The organism is Myxococcus sp. CA051A (assembly GCF_013336705.1).
Classification (GTDB): domain Bacteria; phylum Myxococcota; class Myxococcia; order Myxococcales; family Myxococcaceae; genus Myxococcus; species Myxococcus llanfairpwllgwyngyllgogerychwyrndrobwllllantysiliogogogochensis.
In genome coordinates this window covers 337,611-353,979 of the sequence record NZ_JABUMS010000008.1, presented here as the reverse complement: position 1 = coordinate 353,979, position 16,369 = coordinate 337,611, and the positions used below count along the sequence as shown (strand labels likewise).

Sequence of the window (16,369 nt, the reverse complement as noted above, 5' to 3'; positions counted from 1 at the left end):
AGGCCTCGGGGATTCACGCCCCGGGCCGGACCTGCAGCGCGCGGAAGCGGACCGATGGCTGCCCGAAGGATACGGGCAGCGGGCCGTGGTCCAGCTTGCGGCACCCGCGCGTGGCGAAGAGGTTGAGCGCGTCGGAGCCCACGGCGTCGATGGCGGCCAGCGCCGTCAGCCCGTTGCCCCAGAGGATGCCTGGGCCCACGCGCGCCCCCGCGCGCCCGTCGCGGACCTGGCGGGCCTCGACGATGTAGAAGCTGAAGTCCCCCGACAGCAAATTCATGTGCCGTGGCGTGAGGTGCTGCACGAGCAGCCCTTGGCCCATGTCCGCGAGGAACGCGTTCAAGTTTCCCTCATGGGGCTCCACGCGGGTGTGGGCCATGCGAGGCAGCGGCGGATGGCGGAAGTCCACGCGCCGGCCGTGGCCGTTGGGCTCCAGGCCGAGCGCCCGAGCGCTGCGCGTGTCCAGCAGGGGTGAGGTGACGACGCCCTCGCGCAAGAGCGGCACCGCGCGCGCCGCGTGTCCCTCATCGTCCCAGGCGAAGCCGAGCGCGTTCTGTGCATCCGTGGGGTCGTCCGACACGTGGACGAAGGGCTCCGCCACGCGCTGTCCCATCCGGCGCGCGAGGAAGGAGCCGCCGCGCGCGACGACATCTCCCTCCAGCGGATGGCCGCAGACCTCGTGGAAGAAGCACGCGGAGGCCGCGCCCGGTGGGAGGAGGATGGGCAGCGCCTCGGAGGGACATGGCAGCGCGGGAGTCGTCTCCCGAAGCTCGCGCACCAGTGCATCCACCCAGACCTCCAGGGCGGGCAGGGCCGCATGGAGGTGCGCGGCGTCGGGGTGGCTGACGCAGCGCCAGGCATCGAACCGGGGGCCACCGGGCTCGCCGTGGAAGGCCTTCACCTCCAGCAGGGCATGACGGGTGTGCTCCTCCACGAGCCGCTCGGGATGGGCATGGAGCGTCCAGCGGTCTACCTCGCGCAGCGTCACGTCCAGGTGGGCCGCGCCCGCCTCGCGAGCGACTGTCACCAGCCGGCGAACGACGTCCTCGCGAAGCGCCGCGCCTTCCGCCAGCGCGGAGGGACGAACCAGCGGCCCGCGTGTCCGCTCCAGGACCTCACCGGGGAGCAGCCCTGGCGCGGGCGCGTCCCGTGCCAGCTCCGTCCAGGTGTATTCGCCGTGGCTCGGGCTGCCCTTGCGCGCGCAGACACCGCGCTCGAAGGTCGCGGGCGGCACGCGGATGCCAGAGCGGAGATGGAGCACGTCGGAGACCTCGCGTCGCTCCACGAACCAATCCAAGGCGAGAGGCTCCTTCCGTCCGTGTCGAGGGACGCGCGAGGTATCGCGCTCCCGGGTTGTATCACGCCGCGTGGCGGACCGAGACCGGGGCTGGTGGAGGCCCTCCACGAGACGCATGATGCGAGCACGTGAGCGCGTGGCGCGACGGGGCTCGGAAGCAGGCCCTCCGGTGAATGAGTCCGCATGTCGAAAGGTGACGAGGACGTGGAAGCGACCGAGGCCGACCTGACGGACACGGCGGGCCTGTCACCTCATGACTGGAGTGTCGAGGCGCGGAAGGTGATGGACCGCCTGTGTCGCGAGCGAGGATGGCGGAGCGCGGAGCTCTACCTGCTGTCGCATGCGGACCTGTCCATGGACTACGACGTAGCCACGCGGACCTCCTCCTGTAGCTGGGGTAGCGGGTTCACCGCTTCCGCCCGGGTCTGGACCGAAGCGCTCATGGGCACCGCCGTCGAGTCCGTGGATGGCGTGGCGGCCCTGGAGCGGTTGCTGCTGTCCGCGGAAGGCAAGGCACGCACCGGTACGCCCGCGCCTCTTCCCGCCTCGCCCGCGAGCACGCCCATTTCCCAGGCCGCGTGGCGCCTGGAGACGCATCCCTCGCGCGCGCGCCTTTGCGCCGAGCGCATCGTCGAGGAGGTCCTGCCCGCGGGAGTCGTCGTCCAGGCCCTGGTGGTGAAGCAGGAATGCTCGGGGGCGTTGCTCGTGCGCAGCGATGGCTTTGAGTCCTTCCGACGGGCCGAGCATGAGGCGGCCTTCCTGCGCTGTGAGACGTCGCGTGGCGCGCTGGTGGATGCCGTGCCCCTGCTGGCCTTGATGACGAAGGGAGAGGGGGACCTTGGCCCGGTGCGCGTTCGCCTGGCCGACGCCGTGTCCGCGCTGGAAGGACCCGCGAAGCAAGCGGACCGCTTGCTTCCCCTGGTGCTGCGGCCCGCCGTCGCGGCGCCGCTCGTCGCGGGGCTCGCCTGGCTGTTGCGAGGAGACATTGGTGCGGCGATGCCCGCGCTCACCCGCGCCGTGGGCCGCAAGCTCTTCCCTTCCATCTTGTCCGTGGTGGATGACCCGCTGGACCCCCGAGGCACTCAGCACCGGAGCATCGATGACGAAGGGCGGCCCGCCCGCGTCCTGCGACTCGTCGACGAGGGCCGCCTCACGGGGTTCCTCCACACGGAGGAGACGGCCGCGCGCCTCGGCGGCGAGTCTGGGGGCCGAGGACTCCGAGAGCTCGCGCACCCCGCGACGCCCACGCCGCTCAACCTGTGTGTCCTACCGCGCGAGGATGCGCTGCCCGCCGACTACACGGAGCTGGTGGCGCGCGTGGAGAACTTCTCCACCATGCCCACGCCGGGCACGGTGTCGCTCATCGCGGGAGGCTGGGAGGTCCGCGACGGACGCCGGGTGCACCGCGTGGAGCCGCTGGAGCTGGAGCTGCCCGTGCTGGAGACGTTCCGCGGCTTGCGAGGCGTGGGCTCGGACCTGGCCTTCTTTCCCTCGGCCGAGGGTTGCGGCACGCCCACCCTGGTGCTGCCTCCCCCGGGGGGCTGAGGCCTCAGCGTCGGCGCGTGGGCACGTGGCGCCACACCGCGCGCCACCGCGCCAGCTCATCCAACAGTGTGCGCACGCCCGCGCGGGGAAACGCGCGCGGAGGCAGGCGTTGGAAGAAGGACTCCTCCAGCGCGCCCACCACCTGGGGCCGGCCGGAGTTCAGCGCCTCCACCAGCGCATGGAGCCGCCGCCGCGCGCCCGGCGTGGAGCGCAGCGTCCGCGAGTATCCGTTGGCGGCCACGACGAGGCGTGCTTCGTCCAGGGGCACGGTGACGATGGGCCGCGCGGGGCTCGCCACCACCGTGTCCTCGAGCGTGAGCGGCACAAGGCCCCGCGCCTCGGGAGGAGGACCGTCCAAGGCGCCGTTGGAGAGGAAGCGCGCCCATCCCTCGGTGAGCGTGTCGCGCGTGGCTCGCAGCCCCGGGCCCCGGCCCTGCCTGGCGAGCGCGGCGCGCACCGAAGCCGGCAGCTTCCAGTCCCTGTCCTGGGGCAGCTCCCCATGGCGCAGGCTGCCAGGCCACGGCTGCTCGGGCGCGCGGTCCAGGAACATGGGCGCGCGGAAACCGAGGCCCAGCGAGGCGGCGATGGTGAGGCCCTTGCTCGGCTCGGAGCGGTGCCAGTACGAGGAGGGCCAGTACATGAAGTCCCCCGCGCCGGCCTCGAGCACGCGTGCCTGGGCCATCATCTGACGCTCGTCCTCCGCGTCGCGCGGCACCACGCCGTGTGGCCGGTCCTTCAGCCCCGGGTCCGCATGCGGCGCCACCTCCGGCCGCGAGCTGAGCGCCTCCAGCGGCCAGAAGCTCATCCTGCGGCGGCCCTGGATGACGAAGTAGAAGACGTGCAGGTCGTCCTTGTGCACGCCGAAGGGCGTGTGGCGGTAGTTGCCCAGGAACAGCGCGGAGTCCGCGCCCCCCAGCGGCACGCCGAGCGCGCCGTGGAAGCCCGACAGGAAGCTGCGCATCTGGAGCCAGTGACTCCAGTGGTGGCTCTCCGTGCTGCTCAGCACCAGTCCGAAGCGCCGTCCCTGCAGCAGTCGCTCCATCCGCCGCGCGTACCCGTCGACGTCACCGTCCTCCGGCAGGGGCAGGTAGCGCGACAGCGCGACGGCGGCGAGGACCTCCGGCGGCCCCTCCGCGGTCGCCTCGCTCTCCACGTAGAAGCGCACGGGCAGCATCGACTCGCCCTGCCGGTAGCGCATGCCCACGTTCAGCAGCGCCTCGAAGATTTCCGAGGGCGACGGGAAGTGGCGGGGGAACATCCCCGGGAACACGGTGGGTCCCTGGTCCCAGTGCTCGCGGGCGAAGCGCTTCCAGAAGGCACGAGGCAAGGCGAGAGACGGTTCAACCGGGAGTGCGGCGGAGGCTCGTGCCATGGGTCCGGGGGGATGCGCGAGGGGAAGAGTGGGTGATACTAGCATCCGGCATTCGGGCTCCACGACAACGCGGGTTCACGCGGACGCCCGGCGAGGAGAGTCGAGCATGGGGACGGATTCAGCGTCGGCGGCGCGCGTGGATGCCCTGGCGGAGCGTGGCGTGGCGGCCCTGTGGCCCGCGAAGCCGACGGAGTTGGTGGGGGACTCGCGGGTGCTGCGAGCCCTGCCCCGGGTGGAGCTGCGGCGCGTGGGGCCCTTCGTCTTCTGCGACCACTTCGGACCCTCGCCCGCCGTACCGGGCACCATGGCCGTCCCCCCGCATCCCCACGTGGGCCTCCAGACGGTGACGTACCTGTTCTCCGGTGCCCTCCGTCATCGCGACTCCGTGGGCTCGGTGCAGGACATCCATCCGGGTGATGTGAATTGGATGACCGCCGGACGCGGCATCGTCCACGCGGAGGACGTGGACTCGCGCCCCGGCGCCGCGCCGCTGCACGGCATCCAGACCTGGGTCGCCCTGCCTCGCGAGCAGCGCCACACGGAGCCCTCCTTCGAACATGTCCCCGCGTCGCGGCTGCCCCTCGTGGAGCGCGAGGGCGCCCGCGTGCGCGTGCTCGCCGGTCGCCTGGGCGACGCCGTCTCCCCCGTGCCCACCTTCCATCCCTTGACGTACCTGGACGTGGAGCTGGAGGCGGGGGCCTCGGTGTCGCTGCCCGTGCCGCCCACGCACGCGCTCGCGCTCTATGTGGCGGACGGGGACGTGGCCGTGGGTGGGACGACGGTGGAGCGGGGCGTGCTCGCGCACCTGGACGAAGGCGCCTCCATGTTGTCGCTGCACTCGGTGAAGGGCGGGCGGGCGGTGGTGTTCGGAGGTGAGCCGCTGCCGGACCCGCTCGTCATCTGGTGGAACTTCGTGGTGGACAGCGTGGCCGAGGGGCGCGCCCGGCTGGCGGACTGGGAGGCGGGTCGCTTCCCGTCGCTCGCACCCTGAGCATCCGGGGTGACAGGCCCTCGTACCCGAGGGCCTCCTTACCGCGTCGGGAATCCAGTGCATGCTGCGCGCCCACTCGGGAGGAGCTGGGATGTCGAGTCAGTCGTTTGCGATGAAGCTGCTGGAGGGCGCGCGGGAGTGGGCGAAGCGGCTGCCGTCCCCGCTCTCCGGAGACGTCGCGGTGGACGTGGGCGGCAAACGGCTGCGCCTGTCTCACGTGCGGGTGGAGACGGTGGTGCGCCAGCTGCTCGGCAAGGCGAAGAACGTGGAAATGCGCCACTGGGAGACCCGGCCGGAGCTCTATGACATCCGGCTGTCCGTGAAGGGCTGGAAGCTGCGCGTGGAGACGACGCTGGAGCGGGTGGAGTTCGTCTCGGGGCGCTATCGGCTGTGGCTGCGCACGCCCGGCCGTGTCGAGTTGGAGGAGTCGCGCGGGGCCTCGGCGCTGGTGATGGGACTGTTGCGCGCGGGCGCCAGCCGCTCCGCGCTGCGCGCCATGGCGGAGCGGTTCTTGCCTCCGGGGTTCCATTGGGACGGCCAGGTGCTCCAGGTGGAGGGCCGCCTCCCCGCGGAGGGTGTGCTCTCCGCGAGGCTCTTCGAGACCGCGTCACTTGCCATGAGCGTGGAGCACGTCGAAGAGGGACTGTGGCTGGGCGCGGAGGAGTGGCCTGGACTGGTGGACATGCTCCAGGCGGTGTTTGGCACGGAGCTGCCGCGCACGCCGCCGGGGACTTGAGCCGCCACGGCGTGTGGGCCACCCCGCCGCCGTCCCATCAGGCGAGGGCGATTTTGAACCGGTGTCCGTGGGAGCGGTTGAGCGTCGAGACGATTCTCACCCGGTCTCCGGGCCGCACCTGCACCCGCTCCTTGAACTCCTTCACCTGGAAGCCCCAGCACGTCGGCGGCGCGGAGGGCGAGGTCGACAGGACGGTGTGCTCGTCCATGTGCGCGCGGAAGTAGATGGCCACGCCACCCAGGATGCCGGGAGCGTTCACCTCGAGCACCGATTCGACGGACTGCTCGTTCATCGCCTCGGTCAAATCTCCGTCGAGCTGGACGTCCCGGAGCAGGCAGGGGCGGGTGAGCAGCGTCTGCGGAGCGGTGGGGGGAATGACCATCCTGATGCGGTCCGCGACGCCATTCTCGGCGTACATCTCCAGGGCCACCTCCGCGATGGCGGACTCCTCGATGGCATAGACATGTCGTGCCCCGGCCTTCGCGGCGAGAATCGCGAGCAGGCCCGTCCCCGTTCCGATGTCGAGGACGACCTGGTCCCTGGCGTGCCGGAACAGTGACGAGCGGTAGGCGTGGACGCGCACCGTGTCGTAGAGCATCCGGTGATGCTCGGCGATATTCCCAACCGACACGCCCTACTCGTCGTCCTCCACCTTCAGCTCGCGTCTGGCCATCCCCATCACCGTGCCCATGGCATGGAACGCCAGCCCGATGCCCCAGCCCAGCGCGGGCCAGTGCACCCACCAGCCAGGGCCGGAGAAGAGGTCAATCAACGTCAGCCCGCCGAGGACGATGGTGTAGCTGAGGCCGTGCGTCGCCAGGCCCAGCAGCTCCTTGCGGTCCTTGCGCTGGTGCTGCTCCTTCTGGGCGCGGGAGACCAGGGCGACCTCCACGGCCGCCTCGCTCAGGCCCATCTCCCGCGCCATGGTGAGCACCTCCTCACGCGTCAGGGTCCGCGCAGGCTCGCGACTCGCGAGCGCATGCGCGCTGGCCTCGCGGATGATTTCCGCGGCCTCTCGCTCCGTGAAGTGCGTGGGGGGCGTTTTCTGTCGGGTGTCCGCCATGAGTCCCGGACAGTAGTGCTTCGCCCGGGCTCGCGTCGATACACCCGGGCGGCGTCGCGAACCGCGTGGCTTCAGCCGGCCTTGTGCGCCGACTTCGGCGGCTGGTACGCCCCCGGCACCGAGCGCGCGGCGATGGCCAGCCGGTTCCACGCGTTGATGGTGGCCACCGCGCCGGTGAGGTCCGCCAGCTCCTTGTCCGTGAAGTGCGGCTTCACCGACTCGTACACGGCCGAGGACACATGCCCGTCCCGCAGGTTCGTGACGGCCTCCGTCCAGGCAAGGGCCGCGCGCTCCCGCGCCGAGTAGTAGGGGCTCTCCTCCCACGCATCCAGCCCGTAGAGCCGCTGCTCCGTCTCGCCGATGGCGCGCAGGTCCTTCCAGTGCATGTCGATGCAGTACGCGCAGCCGTTGAGCTGGGAGGCGCGCAGCTTGATGAGGTGCAGCAGGCCCACCTCCAACCCGCACTGATGCAGATACTTCTCCAGTCCCATCATCGCGGTGAAGATGCCCGGGGCCAGCTTCGCGGTCTCGAAACGCTGTGCTTCCATTGTCTTTCGTCTCCGTCAGGGAGGGACGTCGTGTCCCCCTCGCTGATGCGTGAAGTAACCGGGGGGCCCACGACGCGCGAGGGCCACTCGCACACCCCTCGATGGTGCCACTTCGGACCTGGGTGGGGGGCCACTTCCCAGCGAGCCGCGAGGGACTCTGTTCAGCGCAGCGCGCGCGCGAGCAGGCGCACGCCCTCGGTGATTTCCTTTTCGGGCACACACGCGTAGCCGAGCAGGAGCGCTCCGGGGCCCGTGGACTGGGTCCGGAAGGCGGACAGGGGCTGCGTCATCACCCCGGCTTCGATGCCGCGCGTGCTGGCCTCGCGGTCCTCCATTCCCTCCGGCAGCCAGCCCACCAGGTGCATGCCCGTGTGGAGGGGGGACACGTCCAGTTGCCCGCGCAATTCGCGCCGGGCTGCTTCCACGAGCGCCTCCTGCCGGCTCCCATACAACACGCGCATGCGGCGCACGTGGCGGCTGAAGTGGCCCTCGTCGATGAAGTCCGCGAGCACCGCCTGCTCGATGACGGGTGTGTGGCCGTCCGCGAAGCGCCGCGCCGCGCTGAAGACGTCCACCAGCGACTCCGGCACCACCAGGTAACCCACCCGCAGGGCCGGAGACACCACCTTGCTGAACGTGCCGATGTAGATGACCCGCGCGTCCGGCGACAGCCCCTGGAGCGCGGGCAGCGGACGGCCCACGTAGCGGAACTCGCTGTCGTAGTCGTCCTCCACGATCCAGGCATCCGAGCGCACAGCCCACGCGAGCAGCGCCTGCCGCCTCTCCTCGCTCATCGCCACGCCCAGCGGGAAGTGGTGGGCCGGGGTGACGATGGCCAGCCGCGCGTCCGGCCGCAGCCGCATGCCGGCGTTCACGTCCAGTCCCTCCGCGTCCACCGGCACGGGCACCAGCGTGGCGCCCGCGGCGACGAGCGCGCCCCGGCTCGCGAAGTAGCCCGGGTCCTCCACCCACGCGGCGTCGCCCGGGTCCAGCAGCACCTGCGCCGCCAGGCTCATCGCCTGCTGCGCGCCATTGACGATGATGACCTGCTCGGGGACACACCGCACGCCCCGCGAGGTCGCCAGATAGTCCGCGACGGCGCGCCGCAGGGGCGGATGGCCCGCGGGCTCCGCGCGCTTGAGCAGATCGCCCCACGAGCGCCGCCAGCGCGTGTTGAGCAGCCGTCCCCACAAGTCACTCGGGAAGGCATCCACCGACGGCGTGCCCATGCGGAACGCCAGCCGGCTTGCGGGAATGCCAGGCGCGGTGATGCGCAGGTCCGGCAGGCCGGCCACCGCCCACCCCCGCTTGGAGATTCCCGGCGTGTGCTTCGGCTTCGGCGCGGCCACGGGAGCGCCGGCGCGCCGCGAGGCATGAAGCCGCTCCGGCAGCTCGTGCGCCACATACGTGCCCGAGCCCAACTGGCCCAGCAGATAGCCCTCCGACAAGAGCCGCGAGTACGCGTTGAGCACCGTGTTGCGCGACATGTCGAGCTGCTCGGCCAGCGCGCGCGTGGACAACAGCCGCGTGCCCGGCGCCAACCGCCCCGCGACGATGGCCGCGCGCAGCGCCTCCACGAGCTGCGTCTGGAGCGAGGCGCCCGAAGCGGCGTCCAACACCAGCGACGTGGCCGCCATCACCGCCGGCCGCTTGCGTGCCCGCCGCCGAGGACCCCCCTTCGCGCCGGGCTTCGAGGGCGTCATGTCCCGCGCATCCCAGTCCCGGAGAATTCACACCGGTGATGTTTGGAATCACGAGCCATCACTGTTGGAAACGTCCGCAAGCAGGTTACGTCCCGGCCGTAGCGCGAGTCGCGGCCGTGGCCCGCCCTGGGTCCGGAAGCCTGAAGGAAGAGAAGGGGAAACGTCATGCTGGGGTGGCCCTGGTTTCACCTCATCGTCGCGCCGCCGCGCGCGGGAATCGAGGAGGGAATGCGTGAGCGGCTCCTGCACGTGGCGGAGCAGCTCGTCAGGGAGCACGGACTGGAGGCGCTGACGCTCGCGGCGGTGGCCCGGCACGCGCACGTGGGACGCGGCGCGCCGCGCTACCACTTCGGCGGCAAGCGTGGGCTGGTGGACGCGCTGGAAGAGGCGCGCCGCGGCAACGTCGTGGAGCTTCGCGCGGTGCGCCAGCAGCGGCTTTCAGTGGCGTCCGGACGCCGTCAACGCGCCGCTGTCCACAGGCGCCGTTGAGTCCTTCACAATCCGGGTGGACGTCGCGCCCGCTCCCAGGCATGACGGGGCCGGGCGGGGGAGCTGGGGTGTCGCGGAGGTGTTGGCCGCCTGCCCGAGGAGGGCTCCGGCAGAGGCTGAATGCGCCCTTTTCGCCGGGTCTTCTTACCTTCCGGAATGCGGCGGGTGGGAGCGCCCACCGTTAAACTGAAACGAGAATTGTTCGGGTAGCTCGTGCGTTGTTCCGCGCGGGGTTGGGGTAGGTTGGTTTTTCGAGGCCTGGATGTGATGACAGGGGCCTCCTATCAGGCTAGAGGCAGTCCGGCACCCCAGATTTTGGGGTGAAAGGCGGCCTCGAATGCCGCAAGACGAAAGAAGACGCATATGGCGACTGGTTCCGTGAAGTGGTTCAACGACGCGAAGGGCTTTGGCTTCATCGCGCAGGATAATGGCGGCCCTGACGTGTTCTGCCACCACACCGCCATCCAGGCGGACGGCTTCCGGACCCTGGCCGAGGGTCAGAAGGTGGAGTTCGAAGTGCAGAAGGGGCCCAAGGGACTTCAGGCCTCGAACGTCCGCCCGATCGGCTGAGCGCGTCCGCTCCAGCACTCATGCCCGGTCTCCTTTTGAGTGAGGTCGGGCTTTTGCTTTCAGGAGGGAGGCGACATGCAAGGAAGGTCGACGAAGCGTCAGAAAGAGCAGGCGCGCAAGCAGCATCAGCAGGAAAAGGATGCCAAGCGCGAGCAGCGCAAGAAGGACAAGGGGGACAAGACGCCCCGCCAGCCTGGTGAAGTGGACCCGGACATCGCGGACATCATTCCCGGTCCGCAGCCGGTTGTGGAGTACTAGGTCCCCACCGCAGTCGGGCCCACCACGAAGCACCGTGGTGGGCCTTGTCGTATCCAGGGGGGGCGGCCGAAAGCTCACCGGTGGATAGTCGCGAACGTCGCCCGTCGACAGGCGCCTCGGGTCCGGGCTACGCGTCGTCCCCCATGCCACTTTCCGGGCATGTGGCGACGCAAAAGTCGCGACAGGGAGGATGCCGCGTATGGCGACGGGTACCGTGAAGTGGTTCAACGACGCGAAGGGCTTCGGCTTTCTCGCGCAGGACGACGGTGGCGCGGACGTGTTCTGCCACCACACCTCCATTCAGACGGATGGCCACCGCACCTTGAGGGACGGGCAGAAGGTGGAGTTCGACGTGCAGAAGGGGCCCAAGGGACTCCAGGCCTCGAACGTCCGTCCCATCGACTGATGCGGGTCTGTTCGCCCCACGGCGCTGCAATCGCGCGGGGAGCCGGAGCGTAGCAAGGCGGTCATCCCTACCGCCCCACCGCGCTCCCCATGCTGCGAATCTCCGCCGTCTCGAAGTCGTATCCCAATGGGGTTCGAGCCCTCCAGGGCATCGACCTGACCATCGAACGAGGACTCTTCGGCCTGCTCGGGCCGAACGGCGCCGGCAAGTCCACGCTGATGCGCATCCTCGCCACGCTGCAGGAGCCTGACTCGGGGCAGGTGGTGTTCGACGGGCTGGACGTGCTCGCCCAGCCGCAGGCCCACCGGCGCCACCTGGGCTATCTGCCCCAGGACTTCGGCGTGTACCCGGGCGTGTCCGCCGAGGAGCTGCTCAACCACCTGGGCCTCCTCAAGGGCCTCACGCGCGCCAGGGAGCGCCGGGAGCAGGTGCAGGCGCTGCTGCACCTGACGAACCTCCATGCGCACCGCAAGAAGGCCGTGAGCGGCTTCTCCGGCGGCATGCGCCAGCGCTTCGGCATCGCCCAGGCGCTGTTGGGCAGCCCCCGGCTGCTCATCGTGGACGAGCCCACCGCGGGGTTGGACCCGGAGGAGCGCCAGCGCTTCCACAACCTGCTGGGTGAAGTGGGGGAGCACGTCGTCGTGCTGCTCTCCACGCACATCGTCGAGGACGTGCGCCAGCTGTGTCCGCGCATGGCCATCCTCAGCGAGGGGCGGGTGCTGTGCGAGGGCGCGCCCGAAGCGCTGGTGGCGTCCCTGGAGGGGCGGGTGTGGCGCAAGACGGTGGAGAAGGGGGCGGTGGCGCGGTATCGCGAGTCGTTCCCGGTCCTCTCCACGCAGCTCCAGGCGGGCCGCACGCGCGTGCATGTCCTCGCGGATGCGCGCCCGGAAGAGGGGTTCGAGCCGGTGGCTCCGGACCTGGAGGACGTCTACTTCTCGACGCTGTCCCACCGGCGCGCGGCGTAGGGACCCACCATGCTCCGGGGCATCCTCCACTTCGAATGGCGCTACCAGATGCGCCAGGCCGTCTTCTTCGCCGCGTCCGCGTTCTTCCTCGGGCTGGGCGTCCTGTTTGTCGCCACGGGCTACGGCGGTGACGGCATCCACGTCAACTCGCCCTACAGCGTCGCGAAGTCACTGGGGTTGTTGTCGCTCACGTCGCTCTTCGTGCTGGGCATCTTCTGCGCGAACACCGTGCAGCGCGACGCCGAGCACCGGATGACGGAGCTGCTCTACACCACGTCCGTCACCCAGCGGGACTACCTGCTGGGCCGCTTCCTGGGAGCGCTGCTGGCGACGCTCGCCGTGTTCGGCGTGGCGACGCTTTCGTTGATGGTGTCGCCGTTCGTGGTGGCGGTGGCGCCCGAGCAGTTGGGGCCCCTGAGTGTCGTGAGCTACCTGTGGGCGCTCGTCGTGCTCGTGGTGCCCAATGTCGTGTTCGCCGCGTCGCTGCTGTTCGCCGTCTCCGCGCTGTCGCGCAGCACGCTGGCCAGCTACGTCGGCGGCGTCCTCGTGTATGCGCTCTATATCGTCGGCGCCATGTGGGCGGACTCGCCGCTGATGGCGGGGGTGTCGCCGCAGACGCCGGAGGCCATGGCTCGCGCCGCGCTGTTGGACCCGTTTGGCCTGTCCGCCTTCTTCGAGCAGACGCGCTACTGGACGGAAGCCGAGCGCAACACGCGGCTGCTCTCGCTGGAGGGAAACCTTCTCTGGAACCGGCTCCTGTGGCTCGGCGTCGCGGCGTGCGTGCTGGGCGGGGTCCATTGGCGCTTCTCCTTCCGGAGCGCGGCGGTGAAGCCCCGGCGCGACGAGCGCTCCAGCGAGTCCGCGTCCACGGCGCCCTCCACGTACCGGCCTGTCGAAGTGGAGTCATCCCAGGGGCGCGGCATGACGTGGGACGTGCTGGTCTCCGCGACGCGGCTGGAGTTGCGGCACCTGCTGCGCAGCTGGCCGTTCCTGGCGCTGCTGGCGCTGTGGCTGTTCATGGTCGGCATGGAAATCGTGACGGGGGCGGGGCGAGGGGAGTACGGCACGCGTCGCATCCCCACCACGGGCCGGGTGCTGGAGAGCATCTGGACGCCGCTGTCCCAGCTCGGCACGCTGGTGCTCATCTACTTCGGCGCGGAGCTGGCGTGGCGGGAGCGCATGGCGCGCTTCGACGCGCTCCTCGACGCGACGCCCGTCTCCAGCGTCGTCTTCGTCGTGTCCAAGCTCGCGGCGCTCGTGGCGTTGGTGGGGGTGCTGACCGGGACACCCATGGTGCTGGGGGTGCTCTTCCAGCTCGCGCGCGGCCACCAGCTCCTGGAGCCGGGCCTCTACCTGTCGCTGTTCTACTTCGCCGGGCTGCCGCTGGTGTTGTTCGCGGTGGCGGTGCTGTTCATCCAGACGGTGAGCCCGCATCGCTACGTGGGCATGGTGCTGAGCCTGGTGCTGGCCATCGTCGTGGGTCAGGGCGCGGGCTGGGGGCTGGAGCACCCGCTGACGCGCTTTGGCGCGGCGCCCGAGGTGATTCACACCGACCTGAATGGCCACGGCCCGATGGCCGCGTCGTTCACCGCCTTCATGGTGTACTGGAGCGCCTTCGGGGGACTGCTGGCCCTGGTCACCTGGGGGCTGTGGCGGCGCGGGTTGGCGCCCCGGCTGGGGGCCCGGTTCCAGGCGCTTGCCGCTCGGTGGGGACGCGGGGGCCTGGCCGGCGCGGTGGGCTGTGGCGTGGTGCTCGTGGGCACGGGAGGACTCATCCTCCACGACACCTACGGGCTGAATGCCTACGAGTCCCGCGACACGTTCCTCGCGTGGCAGGCCGACTACGAGCGGACGTACAAAATCCACGAGGCGCTTCCGCTTCCCAGCATCGTCGCCGTGAAGTCCGCGGTGGACCTGTTCCCGGCCGAGGGCCGCTATCGCGTCACCGGGACGTACCGGCTGGAGAACAGGACGTTGTCGCCCATCGACACGGTGTGGGTCGCCGTGCCTCGGACCGCCCGGCCCGTCTCGCTGGCGCTGCGAGGCGCGGAGCAGGTGGCCCACGACGAGCGCTTCGGCATGTACCGCTTCAAGCTGGCCTCCCCGCTGCTTCCGGGAGATGTGTCGGAGCTGTCCTTCGACGTCACGCGGGAGGAGCGGGGCGTGAGGGCGGGGGACTTCGAGCTGTCGCTGGTGGAGAACGGCTCCTTCATCCGGCAGACGGAGGCGTTCCCCACGCTCGGCTACCGACGGACGTACGAGATGGGCAACCCGGCCCGGCGGAGGGAGCTCGGCCTGCCGGAGATTCCGAGGATGCCTCCACTGGACGAGAGTGGCGCCGCGCCCGCGCCGTCGCCCCAGGTCTGGCACACCCTCGACGTGACGGTGTCCACGGTGGAAGACCAGACGGCGATTGCGCCGGGGACGTTGCGCAAGGAGTGGAGCGAGGGTGGGCGGCGCTACTTCCACTACGTGGTGGACAGGCCGATGACGCCGATGTTCGCCATCGTCTCGGCCCGCTATGCCGCGGAGAAGACGCGGCACCAGGGCGTCGACGTGGAGGTGTATTACCACCCCGCGCATCCCTACAACGTGAAGGCCATCCTGACGGCGATGACGCGCTCGCTCGACGACTTCGGCGCGCGTTTCCATCGCTATCCGGACACGCAGTTGCGCGTGGTGGAGATTCCCTCGTACTGGGACTTCGGCGCGTTCGCGATGAGTCAGGTCATCTACTTCGTGGAGGACCGGGGCTTCCTCACCGACATGGGGCGGGAGGACGCGGTGGACCTGGTGACACGGCGCACGGCGCACGAGGTGGCCCACCAGTGGTGGGGTCACATGTTGGACCCGGCCTCCGTGGAAGGCGCGACGATGCTGGTGGAGTCGCTGACCAAGTACTCCGAGCAGCGGGTGCTGGCGGGGCTGCACGGAGAGCGCTCGCTGCTCCCCGTGCTGGCCTTCGACCGGGACCGCTATCTCTCGGGTCGCGCGGAGGAGGCGGAGCAGGAACCGCCGCTCTACAAGGGGACGGGCCAGTCGTACCTCTACTATGGCAAGGGCGCGCTGGTGATGAACGCGCTGCGGGACTTGCTGGGCGAGGCGAAGCTGGACGCGGCGCTGCGCCACCTGCTGCACGCGCAGGCCCGTGAGAACTCGCTGACGACGCTGGACCTGCTGGACGCGCTGCACGCGGAGGCGTCCGCCGAACAGCAGGTCCTCATCGACCAGTGGCTGAAAGAGGTCGTGCTGTACGACTTGAAGGTGGAGTCCGCCACGGTGGAGGCGCAGGCGGATGGACGCTTCCGGGTGACGGCCCGGGTGTCCACGTCCAAGCACGCGCGCCGGGGCAGCGAGGCGGTCCCCCTGCCGCTGGACGAAGCCCTGGACGTCGCCGTCTACAGCGAGTCCCCGCGAGACGGCTCCGGAGAGGACATCCCGCTGCACGTGGAGCGCCTCCGCTTCCAGGGCGCTTCGACGGAGGTGTCCTTCGTGGTGGACCAGCGCCCGACGCACGTCGGGGTGGACCCGTTCTTCCTGCGCATCGAGCGCGAGCGCGGCGACAACTTCCGGAAGCTGGAGGCGCGAGCGGAGGCGTCGGCGTCGCGTTAGTCGAGCACGGTCCGCTCGCCCGGGGTGAGCCACTTCACCCGGGCGTCCAGGCCCGCCTCGGAGAACACCTGGCGTGCCTGCTCGGGCTTCTGCCGGAAGTGGCTCCAACCGGAGTAGTGCACGGGGATGATGCGCGGGGCGTTCAAGGCGTTCGCCGCGATGACGGCCTCCTTCGCGTCGAAGGTGTAGCGAAGCGGGCCGGTGAGGGAGAAGCCCACGCTGCCCAGGTGCAGGAAGGCGGTGTGGATGCGGAACCGCCGGGCCACCTCCGCGACGCCGTCGAACCACACGGTGTCCCCGGAGATGTAGACGGGGCCGGGCAGCGCGTCCGCCTCCAGCACGAAGCCCACCACGTGGCCGACGATGGGCAGCGAGCCCGGAGGCCCGTGGCGCGCGGGTGTCGCGGTGACACGCAGGTCTCCCACGCGCGTGGACTCGAAGGGCTTGAGGCCCGTGAGGTTCGCGTGCTGGAGTCGCCGCGCCGCCGCGTGCGTCGTCACCACCTGGGCCGCGCGCGGAAGCAGCGCCCGGCCCGCGTCATCCAGATTGTCCGCGTGCTGGTCATGGCTGATGAGCACCGCGTCCAGCTTCCCCAGCTTCTCCACGGGCAGCGCGGAGGTGTCCAGGCGCCGCGAACTCGTTCCCCAGCCGAAGCTGTACTTGCGCCCCGGCGCGTCGAAGACCGGGTCCGTGAGGATGCGGAGCGGACCGATTTCGAGGAGCAGCGTCGCGGTGCTGATGTGGGTCGCGGCGAAGGGCATGGCCCATGATGCCCGAAACCCGCGTGCGGCGACGACCGGAGCGGCGAGGATGCCGC

General features: G+C 70.5%; 16 protein-coding genes. 9 read left to right on the top strand and 7 right to left on the bottom strand.

The window, feature by feature from the left end:
* Nucleotides 1-13: 13 nt before the first annotated feature.
* Nucleotides 14-1,294, bottom strand: a complete 1,281-nt coding sequence (locus HUA74_RS24370; protein ID WP_254625216.1) for a TldD/PmbA family protein — start codon at nucleotides 1,292-1,294, stop codon at nucleotides 14-16.
* Nucleotides 1,295-1,477: 183 nt separating this feature from the next.
* On the opposite strand from HUA74_RS24370, the gene HUA74_RS24365 reads away from it, so the two are divergent.
* Nucleotides 1,478-2,839, top strand: coding sequence for a metallopeptidase TldD-related protein (locus HUA74_RS24365; RefSeq protein WP_174456467.1), 1,362 nt, complete (start codon nucleotides 1,478-1,480; stop codon nucleotides 2,837-2,839).
* A gap of 4 nt (nucleotides 2,840-2,843) precedes the next feature.
* Here the strand turns inward: HUA74_RS24365 and HUA74_RS24360 are convergent, their stop codons facing one another.
* Nucleotides 2,844-4,166, bottom strand: a complete 1,323-nt coding sequence (locus tag HUA74_RS24360; protein ID WP_174456466.1) for a cupin-like domain-containing protein — start codon at nucleotides 4,164-4,166, stop codon at nucleotides 2,844-2,846.
* A gap of 151 nt (nucleotides 4,167-4,317) precedes the next feature.
* On the opposite strand from HUA74_RS24360, the gene HUA74_RS24355 reads away from it, so the two are divergent.
* On the top strand, nucleotides 4,318-5,202 hold the full coding sequence (locus tag HUA74_RS24355) for a pirin family protein (protein WP_174456465.1): 885 nt from the start codon (nucleotides 4,318-4,320) through the stop codon (nucleotides 5,200-5,202).
* Nucleotides 5,203-5,293: 91 nt separating this feature from the next.
* Nucleotides 5,294-5,938, top strand: coding sequence for a hypothetical protein (locus HUA74_RS24350; protein ID WP_174456464.1), 645 nt, complete (start codon nucleotides 5,294-5,296; stop codon nucleotides 5,936-5,938).
* Between the two features lie 37 nt (nucleotides 5,939-5,975).
* Here the strand turns inward: HUA74_RS24350 and HUA74_RS24345 are convergent, their stop codons facing one another.
* The 4 genes from HUA74_RS24345 to HUA74_RS24330 form a co-directional block, all read right to left on the bottom strand.
* Entirely contained in the window at nucleotides 5,976-6,569 is a 594-nt protein-coding gene (locus HUA74_RS24345; RefSeq protein ID WP_217443555.1) for a 50S ribosomal protein L11 methyltransferase, read from the bottom strand.
* A 3-nt stretch (nucleotides 6,570-6,572) separates the two neighbouring features.
* Nucleotides 6,573-7,001 carry a 2TM domain-containing protein gene (locus HUA74_RS24340; protein ID WP_174456463.1) on the bottom strand — a complete coding sequence of 143 codons (429 nt, stop codon included), beginning with the start codon at nucleotides 6,999-7,001 and terminating at the stop codon, nucleotides 6,573-6,575.
* A 71-nt stretch (nucleotides 7,002-7,072) separates the two neighbouring features.
* The gene (locus HUA74_RS24335) at nucleotides 7,073-7,549 is read right to left on the bottom strand and encodes a carboxymuconolactone decarboxylase family protein (RefSeq protein ID WP_141643687.1); all 477 of its coding nucleotides are present in this window, start codon (nucleotides 7,547-7,549) and stop codon (nucleotides 7,073-7,075) included.
* A 161-nt stretch (nucleotides 7,550-7,710) separates the two neighbouring features.
* On the bottom strand, nucleotides 7,711-9,252 hold the full coding sequence (locus HUA74_RS24330; RefSeq protein WP_174456462.1) for a PLP-dependent aminotransferase family protein: 1,542 nt from the start codon (nucleotides 9,250-9,252) through the stop codon (nucleotides 7,711-7,713).
* Between the two features lie 165 nt (nucleotides 9,253-9,417).
* On the opposite strand from HUA74_RS24330, the gene HUA74_RS24325 reads away from it, so the two are divergent.
* From HUA74_RS24325 to HUA74_RS24300, 6 genes are all read left to right on the top strand, one after another.
* Nucleotides 9,418-9,741 carry a helix-turn-helix domain-containing protein gene (locus HUA74_RS24325; RefSeq protein ID WP_141643685.1) on the top strand — a complete coding sequence of 108 codons (324 nt, stop codon included), beginning with the start codon at nucleotides 9,418-9,420 and terminating at the stop codon, nucleotides 9,739-9,741.
* A gap of 363 nt (nucleotides 9,742-10,104) precedes the next feature.
* Nucleotides 10,105-10,311: a cold-shock protein gene (locus tag HUA74_RS24320; RefSeq protein WP_141643684.1), complete on the top strand. Its 207-nt coding sequence runs from the start codon at nucleotides 10,105-10,107 to the stop codon at nucleotides 10,309-10,311.
* A gap of 75 nt (nucleotides 10,312-10,386) precedes the next feature.
* Nucleotides 10,387-10,569: a hypothetical protein gene (locus HUA74_RS24315; RefSeq protein ID WP_141643683.1), complete on the top strand. Its 183-nt coding sequence runs from the start codon at nucleotides 10,387-10,389 to the stop codon at nucleotides 10,567-10,569.
* A 199-nt stretch (nucleotides 10,570-10,768) separates the two neighbouring features.
* Nucleotides 10,769-10,975, top strand: a complete 207-nt coding sequence (locus HUA74_RS24310) for a cold-shock protein (RefSeq protein ID WP_141643682.1) — start codon at nucleotides 10,769-10,771, stop codon at nucleotides 10,973-10,975.
* 89 nt (nucleotides 10,976-11,064) lie between these two features.
* Nucleotides 11,065-11,940, top strand: coding sequence for an ABC transporter ATP-binding protein (locus tag HUA74_RS24305; RefSeq protein WP_174456461.1), 876 nt, complete (start codon nucleotides 11,065-11,067; stop codon nucleotides 11,938-11,940).
* A gap of 9 nt (nucleotides 11,941-11,949) precedes the next feature.
* A complete protein-coding gene (locus tag HUA74_RS24300; protein ID WP_174456460.1) occupies nucleotides 11,950-15,552 on the top strand; it encodes a M1 family aminopeptidase in 3,603 nt (1,200 codons plus the stop codon).
* On the opposite strand, the gene HUA74_RS24295 is transcribed toward HUA74_RS24300, so the two are convergent.
* Complete coding sequence (locus tag HUA74_RS24295) at nucleotides 15,549-16,313, bottom strand: MBL fold metallo-hydrolase (RefSeq protein ID WP_174456459.1); 765 nt, start codon at nucleotides 16,311-16,313, stop codon at nucleotides 15,549-15,551. The two genes, HUA74_RS24300 and HUA74_RS24295, sit on opposite strands and share 4 nt — an antisense overlap.
* Nucleotides 16,314-16,369 lie beyond the last annotated feature (56 nt).